The sequence below is a fragment of the Mycobacterium sp. genome (assembly GCF_040398885.1).
Taxonomy (GTDB): Bacteria; Actinomycetota; Actinomycetes; order Mycobacteriales; family Mycobacteriaceae; genus Mycobacterium.
This window is the reverse complement of sequence record NZ_JBBATF010000237.1, coordinates 1-3,302: the sequence shown is the minus strand read 5'-3', so window position 1 is coordinate 3,302 and position 3,302 is coordinate 1. Positions and strand designations below refer to the sequence as shown.

General features: G+C 68.7%; 4 protein-coding genes and 4 tRNA genes. 3 read left to right on the top strand and 5 right to left on the bottom strand.

Translation table 11 applies throughout. The annotated features are described in order from the left end of the window. Together ADBZ5U_RS15320 and fabG are read right to left on the bottom strand one after the other, a co-directional pair. Positions 1 to 592 (bottom strand): acyl-CoA dehydrogenase family protein (locus ADBZ5U_RS15320; RefSeq protein WP_526811617.1); only part of this gene is annotated, 592 nt, incomplete at its 3' end. After that, positions 589 to 1,329 (bottom strand): 3-oxoacyl-ACP reductase FabG, encoded by a 741-nt coding sequence (fabG, locus tag ADBZ5U_RS15315; RefSeq protein ID WP_526811615.1) that lies wholly within the window; start codon positions 1,327 to 1,329, stop codon positions 589 to 591. The genes fabG and ADBZ5U_RS15320, both read right to left, overlap by 4 nt. A gap of 49 nt (positions 1,330 to 1,378) precedes the next feature. Here fabG and ADBZ5U_RS15310 point away from each other — a divergent pair, with 49 nt between their 5' ends. Next, positions 1,379 to 2,551, top strand: coding sequence for an acyl-CoA dehydrogenase family protein (locus ADBZ5U_RS15310; protein ID WP_526811613.1), 1,173 nt, complete (start codon positions 1,379 to 1,381; stop codon positions 2,549 to 2,551). Positions 2,552 to 2,556: 5 nt separating this feature from the next. Here ADBZ5U_RS15310 and ADBZ5U_RS15305 read toward each other — a convergent pair. From ADBZ5U_RS15305 to ADBZ5U_RS15295, 3 genes are all read right to left on the bottom strand, one after another. Beyond that, positions 2,557 to 2,630: transfer RNA gene (locus ADBZ5U_RS15305), tRNA-Phe, on the bottom strand. A gap of 33 nt (positions 2,631 to 2,663) precedes the next feature. After that, positions 2,664 to 2,740 (bottom strand) — tRNA-Asp (locus ADBZ5U_RS15300). Positions 2,741 to 2,772: 32 nt separating this feature from the next. Next, positions 2,773 to 2,845 (bottom strand) — tRNA-Glu (locus ADBZ5U_RS15295). A 122-nt stretch (positions 2,846 to 2,967) separates the two neighbouring features. Between ADBZ5U_RS15295 and ADBZ5U_RS15290 the strand changes: the two genes are divergently transcribed. Together ADBZ5U_RS15290 and ADBZ5U_RS15285 are read left to right on the top strand one after the other, a co-directional pair. After that, positions 2,968 to 3,040: transfer RNA gene (locus tag ADBZ5U_RS15290), tRNA-Lys, on the top strand. Between the two features lie 111 nt (positions 3,041 to 3,151). Continuing rightward, positions 3,152 to 3,302 (top strand): helix-turn-helix domain-containing protein (locus ADBZ5U_RS15285; protein WP_526811619.1); only part of this gene is annotated, 151 nt, incomplete at its 3' end.

Sequence of the window (3,302 nt, the reverse complement as noted above, 5' to 3'; positions counted from 1 at the left end):
CGCTGGGCTTTTCGATCAGGAAGGCGGTCAGGTTGCGGTGCGGGGTGTCGGCGCCCTCGTCGGTGCGCACCAGGACCGCGACCAGGGTGGAACTGGCGCCGTTGGTCAGCCACATCTTCTGGCCGTCGAGGGTGTAGTCGCCGTCGGGGTTGCGGGCCGCCCGGGTCCGGATGGCGGCGACGTCGGAGCCGGCGTCGGGTTCGGACATCGAGAACGCGCCGCGGGTCTCACCGGTCGCCATCCGGGGGAGGAACCGTTGCTTCTGTTCGTCGGTGCCGTGCCGGCCGATCAGATGGGCGACGATGAAGTGGGTGTTGATCACCCCGGAGACGCTCATCCACCCGCGGGCCAGTTCCTCCACGCACAGCGCGTAGGTCAGCAGCGACTCCCCCAGGCCGCCGTACTCGGCGGGGATCATCAGGCCGAACAGTCCCATCTCCCGCATCCCGTCGACGATGGCCTGCGGGTAGGTGTCGGAGTGCTCGAGTTCCCGGGCGTTCGGGATGATCTCCTTGTCGACGAAACGCCTTACCGTGGAGAGGATTTCGGCCTGGAACTCGGTCAGGCCCAGGGTCTGGGCGAGCCGGGTCATATGTGCCGCCCGCCGGTGACCTCCAGGACGGTGCCGGTCATGTACGACGACAGATCGGAGGCCAGGAACAGCGCCACGGTGGCCACCTCGCGGGGCTCCCCCGCCCGGCCCATCGGGACCTCGGCAAGCTTGGCGTCCCAAATCCGTTGCGGCATGGCCTCGGTCATCGCCGAGCGGATCAGGCCCGGCTGGATCGCGTTCACCCGCACCCCCAGGTGGGCGAGTTCCTTGGCGGCGGCCTTGGTCATCCCCACGATGCCGGCCTTGGCGGCCGAGTAGTTCGTCTGCCCGACCAGGCCCACCTTGCCCGAGATCGACGACATGTTGACGATCGCTCCGCCGCCCTGCTCACGCATGACGGCGGCGGCCGACCGGGTGCCGTTCCAGGTGCCTTTGAGGTGGACGGCGATCACCTCGTCGAACTGCTGCTCGGTCATCCTGCGCAGCGTCGCGTCGCGGGTGATGCCGGCGTTGTTCACCATGACGTCCAGTCGGCCGAAGTCGGCCACCGCCGCGGCGACCAGTGCGTCGACGTCGGCGGCCGAGGTGACGTCGCAGCGCACCGCCCGCGCCACGTCGGCCCCGCCGAGTGCCTCGGCGGCCTCGCGGGTGCGATCCGCATCCAGGTCGCCGAGCACCACCCTGGCGCCTTCGGCGATGAAAACCTCGGCGGTGGCGTACCCGAGGCCCCGGGCGCCCCCGGTGACGATCGCGGTCCGTCCGGCCAGCAGCGCCATCGGATCACCCTCCCGATCGTCTCGTGTCGCCATCGTATTTGATGGGCTGATGACACCGGAGTCCGTGGTGAGCGACGACGACTTCGAGCAGATCCTGGCCCAGACCCGCCGGTTCGTCCGCTCGGTGGTGGTCCCCCGGGAATCGGAGATCGCCGACGGCGACGCCGTGCCTGCCGACATCCGGGACCGGGCCAAGGCCATGGGGTTGTTCGGCTACGCCATCCCGCAGGAGTGGGGCGGCCTGGGCCTGGACATCACCCAGGACGTCGAACTGGCGCTGGAGTTGGGCTACACCTCGCTGGCGGTGCGCTCGATGTTCGGCACCAACAACGGCATCGCCGGTCAGGTGCTGGTGGGTTTCGGGACCGAGGAGCAGAAGGCGCGCTGGCTCGAGGCCATGGCGAGCGGTGAGGTCGTCGCCTCGTTCGCCCTCACCGAACCGGGCGCGGGCTCCAATCCGGCGGGGTTGCGCACCACCGCCGCCCGGTCCGGCGACGACTGGGTGATCACCGGGCAGAAGCGGTGGATCACCAACGCGCCGGTGGCCGACCTTTTCGTGGTGTTCGCCCGGACCAGACCCGCCGGCGAAAGCGGCGCCGGCATCGCGGTGTTCCTGGTGCCCGCCGACGCACCCGGGGTGGAGGTGGGCGCCAAGGACGCCAAGATGGGCCAGGAGGGGGCCTGGACCTCAGACGTGTACTTCACCGGCGTCCGGGTTGGCCCGGACGCGCTGATCGGCGGCAGCGAGGACGTCGGCTACCGGGCGGCGCTGACATCCCTGGCCCGCGGCCGCATCCACATCGCCGCCCTGGCGGTCGGCGCCGCCCAGCGCGCACTGGAGGAGTCGGTGGCCTTCGCGGCGTCGGCCACCCAGGGCGGTGCCCCGGTCGGCACCTTCCAACTGGTGCAGGCGATGCTGGCCGACCAGCAGACCCAGGTGATGGCCGGGCGGGCACTGGTGCGCGAGGCCGCCCGCGCCTGGCGCAGCGGTGAGGATCGCCGGATCGCGCCGTCGGTGGCCAAACTGTTCTGCACCGAGATGGCCGGGAAGGTGGCCGACCTCGCCGTGCAGATCCACGGCGGCACCGGCTACATGCGCGGGGTTGCGGTGGAGCGGATCTACCGCGACGTGCGGTTGCTGCGACTGTTTGAGGGGACCAGCGAGATCCAGCGGTTGATCATCGGCGGCGGTCTGGTCAGAGCCGCCCGAGGCGGCGGCTGAATGTGTGGCCAGGGCCGGGATCGAACCGGCGACCTTCCGCTTTTCAGGCGGACGCTCGTACCAACTGAGCTACCTGGCCGGAAGGCCCCAGTTCAGTGGTGCCTCGCCGATCTGGCGACCCTGACGGGACTCGAACCCGCGACCTCCGCCGTGACAGGGCGGCGCGCTAACCAACTGCGCCACAGGGCCTTGCTTGTTACTCCGTGTTTCCACGTCGTGCGTACCCCCTACGGGATTCGAACCCGCGCTACCGCCTTGAAAGGGCGGCGTCCTAGGCCGCTAGACGAAGGGGGCCTGGCCGAATCTCTCCGGGGTACATCACAACGCTTCAACGTGGAGCGGTCACGAGCTTAGGCGATGCCCAGCCCAATCCCCAAACGCGGGGTTGAAGGGCGGGCAGTATCCTTGGCCTTCGCGCCCCTATAGCTCAGTTGGTAGAGCTACGGACTTTTAATCCGCAGGTCCTAGGTTCGAGTCCTAGTGGGGGCACCGACGAGGTGTGTAACCGGTTGATGCTTGCCATTTCGTCTCCGGTTGATGCTTGACGTTGTTTCGGCTGATGCTTGACAGCTGTTTCGGCTGATCCTTGACACTCCCGTTGTGAGGGAGATCAGCGTGGCTGAGCAGAGGTATCAGGCCGTTTTGGCGGTCATCAGTGATGGGCTGTCGATTTCGCAGGTGGCCAGCAAGGTCGGGGTGTCACGGCAGACGGTGCATGCGTGGCTGGCCCGCTATGAGGCGGCGGGCCTGG

Excerpts from the sequence above, each read along its gene's own strand:
- fabG (WP_526811615.1), bottom strand. The coding sequence starts at position 1,329 with ATGGCGCTGCTGGCCGGACGGACCGCGATCGTCACCGGGGGCGCCCGG.
- ADBZ5U_RS15310 (WP_526811613.1), top strand. The coding sequence starts at position 1,379 with ATGACACCGGAGTCCGTGGTGAGCGACGACGACTTCGAGCAGATCCTG.